Source organism: Komagataeibacter sp. NFXK3 (assembly GCF_054182245.1).
In genome coordinates this window covers 1-3641 of sequence record NZ_JAPIVJ010000056.1, presented here as the reverse complement: position 1 = coordinate 3641, position 3641 = coordinate 1, and the positions used below count along the sequence as shown (strand labels likewise).

Below are 3641 nucleotides of genomic sequence, written 5' to 3'. Positions count from 1 at the left end.
GTTGCCGTCGCCTCACGAAGGATGTCGAGGCAACAATCTCGTCATCCCACGCGTGGTTGATGATTGCCCATATCCGCAGAGTTCTGCGAAAAATCAATCAAACCGCTTTCTGATTCAGGCTCTAAGAGAAAGATATCAAGTAAATCCCAGAAACCAACAAAAACTTATTATTACATAGATAGCTCAAGTTCTAATTTAGAAATTATAATTTCGCCCGAGGGCTGGTGTTGTTGGAGGTATACTTCTCCTTGTTTATCAAGCTCCAAAACCGTCGAAAAATGTATGGCCCACGTCATCTTGCGTTGCATCAGGTTCGGAGGACTTCCTCCGGCAGAAATTTCCTTAATGCAGTCGACAAGCTTCCAAACATTTCTCCCACTTTTCTGCCCCTTAGCTTGCCACCATGTTACGGCATCCTTAACCGAGAAAGGGGATACAAAAGAGGGTAGGAAGATACTCTCTGGAGGCCGCAGCCTTGCCCTCCGACGAGATGCTGACAAAAGCGCGTCCAGCAGGTCCCGGGTGAGGATTAAAGACGCTGTCTCAGCAGCAGAAGGCGAGGGGGGCAGTTTCCCGCGTCCAAAAACATTTTCGCCCAGCACCGGCCGAGTTTCAAAGCACTCCACGGCTTGCAAAAGCGTGTTCTTTCGAAGCAGGGCACATTGGATCTGCTCGGCTGCTGAGTGGGCGGCAAGGTGCTCTTCAGTATCTTCCCGAAGCAGAAGAGCCGAGCGCATTTGAAGAAGGGTCGCTGCCAGAACAAGATCGTTCGCAGTCTGTTCGAGGGGACGGTTTTTAAGCCCCTCTTCCACGCAGATCAAAAACTGTTCGATCAGTTCTCTCAGCGGAAGCGTCCGAAGATCTATCGCACGACCACGGACGGCCTGCAGCAGCGCCTCCAGCGGGCCCTGCCAGGCTCCAACTTCCAAAAGCAGTCCCTTAGACATCGTAAAGCGGGCGTATGGAAAAGCTGAGGTCGGACCACTGGGTCGCAATGGTTTGAAGAGCCGCCCAGGGCGTCCAGTCCGCCGACCAGAAAGAAACACTCCAGCGGTTGGTGCTCTTTTTCGGATGCCCGTCCATGACGTCGACCTGCTGCAGTGGCCGGGAGGTTCCCCAGTGCTCCCACAGCCACGCTTGTGTCATGGAGGAAGCAGGGCCGAGGGAGAGAAGATCCAGAGGGATGGGACAAAGGGCATTAAGGTCAAACGGAACTGAGCCCGATCCTGCCTCCCGTTCGAGAAGGAACGTCTGGCTCTGGACAATCTGGCCGATCAAAGCGGCTGTCCGGGCGTCTCCAATGGGAAAGATCCGGCTCAGATCTTCGCAGTTGGTGATATCCGGCCCCCACGATAGACGGCCAGTCCCCGCTGCTGTCGCCCGGAACTGGGCCAGCACGGCTTCTGACCCCGTGACGGTCAAGACATGTGCTAGCCAGTCCGGTTGAGGATTGAATAGCGGACGACAAAGAGGGGTCTTCGGCTCTAACAGCTCTGACCCGTCGATTGAAAATGCCGTGCCGCTTGCCGGTGGCCTTGGGGTGTGGCGGGTGAGCGCTGGACGGGTGGGAAGACGAAAGCCGCCCCCCCGTTCATCGTCGTCACTGGGGCCCGGTTCGAGATACCCGTGGGCAACGGGTCGCGCTTCCAGTTCCAGACGATAGTCTTCCAGACGCGCGACTGTCGCATCAAGGTCCGCGATGATTTCAGCCGTTGTCTGTGGCACGGGCTACAGGTCCAGAAGATGGGCGGGAGAGTCCAGGTCCAGACGGGCCCGACGGACATAGCGGCGCATGCTGCGCAGGTCCCGGTGGCGGGTGTGTGCCATGATCTGCTCGTCCCGGGCATTGGCCCGGAAGGCCTCGGTGACAAAGCCCGCACGCAGCCCATGCGGGCTGAGGCGTTCTCCGGAAGGCACCTTAAGCCCGGCCACCCTGGCACGGCGCAGCAGGATCTGCCGGACGGCATCCGGATGCAGGGCATCGCGTCCCACCTGCTCCCAGCGATTAATAGACCGGAAGAGGGGACCGTCCATAATCTCGGCCTTCTTCAGCCAGCGCTCCAGGGCCAGGACAGGGCAGGTTTCGCGATGCTTGCCGCGCGGCAGAAAAATGTCTTCGCCCCGGTGTTCGGGGTCTGTCTTGCTGTGGGCGATATGGAGCTTCACGCCGGTTCCCACGATCCGGACGGTCTCTGTCGTTAAAGCAACCAGCTCTGAACGGCGCAGCGCCCCGGCAAAGCCGATCAGCAGAAGGGCCCGATCGCGCAGATCTGCCAGCGCTTCGACGGTTTTGCTATGCTCGGGGGCGACGAGCTTACGGAGTTCCTGGGAGGTGAGGGCAGCGGCCTGCTTCTGCGGCGCGCCATACACACGTCCTGCTGCGCGAAGGGTGGTGCGGATGGCCGCATGGCCGGAGCTCCACTCCAGCCCCCGCATGCGATGCTGATAGCCGATGGCAGCCAGGCGACGGTTGAGAGCCGAGCGGCTGAAACGGGGTGCCAGACTGTGCAGCCAGGCCGCGACGATGGGAGGAGCGGCCGGAAGAGGGGACGTTCCGTGTTCGTCGCACCAGTGACAGAAGGCCTGCCAGTCATGGGTATACGCTCGCAGGGTTTCAGGTGCATAGGCCGCGGTCCGGGCACTGTCTTTTGCTGCGTCCAAGGCACTCTGCAGAGCAGGGGAGGGCGCTTCGGAGAGACGCTCTGCGGGATCTGTCGGGACTGTCATGTCGGTGATCTTCCCTCTGAAATATCCAATGAGTCTGCCGTAGGACACTAATTAAGGCAACCTTGATTTAACACGCGGTAAGAGAACATTACCACGTGTCATAAAAATAAAAAATAGTCTCAAAATTTCCTCAGAACGAACCCTAAAGGGCCTAAATCGGACCTCTCAGGCCTTCCAGCAGCGGATCCAGCTCCGCTAGAGATTTCAGGCCGTAGGTCACGAGAAAGGTTTCGGTCGTGGCCCAGAGCTGAGGCTGACCCGGCACCGGCTTACGACCGACGCTGCGAATGAGGCCTTTTTCGTGCAGCAGGGTCAGAGTCTTCTGGGGCAGGGCGGCATCCCGGAAGCTTTCGATTTCGGGTCGGGTGACCGGCTGACGCGCGGCAATCAGCAGCAGAACTTCTAACACCGCGCGGGGTAAGCGCTCTGGTGGTTTCTCCAGCACCTCTGTCAGGGCCTCTGCGAGATCGGGAGCGGTACGGAACATCCAGCCGTCTCCGACTGCGACCAACTCAAATCCCAGCCCCTCGGTGCGCCTGGCCACCTCGCTCAGGATCTGGGCAATCTCTACGTCCTCTCCCAGAGCCCGCGCCAGCATCGTTCGCGATACTGGACCACTGCTTTGGAAGAGCAGGGCTTCGGCCAAACGGACGGGATCGGGGAAGGGAGACGTCATGACCAGAAGCATATGGTCGTTTCGGGGGCGGCGGCCAGAGCCGGGGACATATCGTTGACGGATCTGCTCCAGAATTTCGGAGAACAGGGCTCACCAGAGGTCTCTGTCAGGTGGAGGGTTCTAAAAACTCCATGGTTTTGAGTGCGTATCTGTGATTCCATACCTCCTGTGGTGATTGGGTGGATGAATGAATAATGAAACAGCCTGGTTTCTTTGATGTTGAAGAGCGGCTTGCTCG

At 58.6% G+C, this 3641-nt stretch carries 5 protein-coding genes and 1 pseudogene; 1 reads left to right on the top strand and 5 read right to left on the bottom strand.

What is annotated here, in order from left to right; genetic code table 11:
• A pseudogene (locus OQZ28_RS17275) lies at positions 1 to 113 on the top strand (IS5/IS1182 family transposase); the annotation flags it as partial.
• Positions 114 to 170: 57 nt separating this feature from the next.
• Here the strand turns inward: OQZ28_RS17275 and OQZ28_RS17270 are convergent.
• The 5 genes from OQZ28_RS17270 to OQZ28_RS17250 all read right to left on the bottom strand — a co-directional run.
• Entirely contained in the window at positions 171 to 929 is a 759-nt protein-coding gene (locus tag OQZ28_RS17270; RefSeq protein WP_458136688.1) for a segregation and condensation protein A, read from the bottom strand.
• A gap of 10 nt (positions 930 to 939) precedes the next feature.
• Positions 940 to 1725 (bottom strand): hypothetical protein, encoded by a 786-nt coding sequence (locus OQZ28_RS17265; RefSeq protein ID WP_458136687.1) that lies wholly within the window; start codon positions 1723 to 1725, stop codon positions 940 to 942.
• A 3-nt stretch (positions 1726 to 1728) separates the two neighbouring features.
• Entirely contained in the window at positions 1729 to 2727 is a 999-nt protein-coding gene (locus OQZ28_RS17260; protein WP_458136686.1) for a site-specific integrase, read from the bottom strand.
• 151 nt (positions 2728 to 2878) lie between these two features.
• A complete protein-coding gene (gene scpB / locus OQZ28_RS17255) occupies positions 2879 to 3403 on the bottom strand; it encodes an SMC-Scp complex subunit ScpB (protein ID WP_225063129.1) in 525 nt (174 codons plus the stop codon).
• Positions 3400 to 3641: hypothetical protein (locus tag OQZ28_RS17250; protein WP_458136685.1), on the bottom strand; the 242-nt coding region annotated here is incomplete at its 5' end. The genes scpB and OQZ28_RS17250, both read right to left, overlap by 4 nt.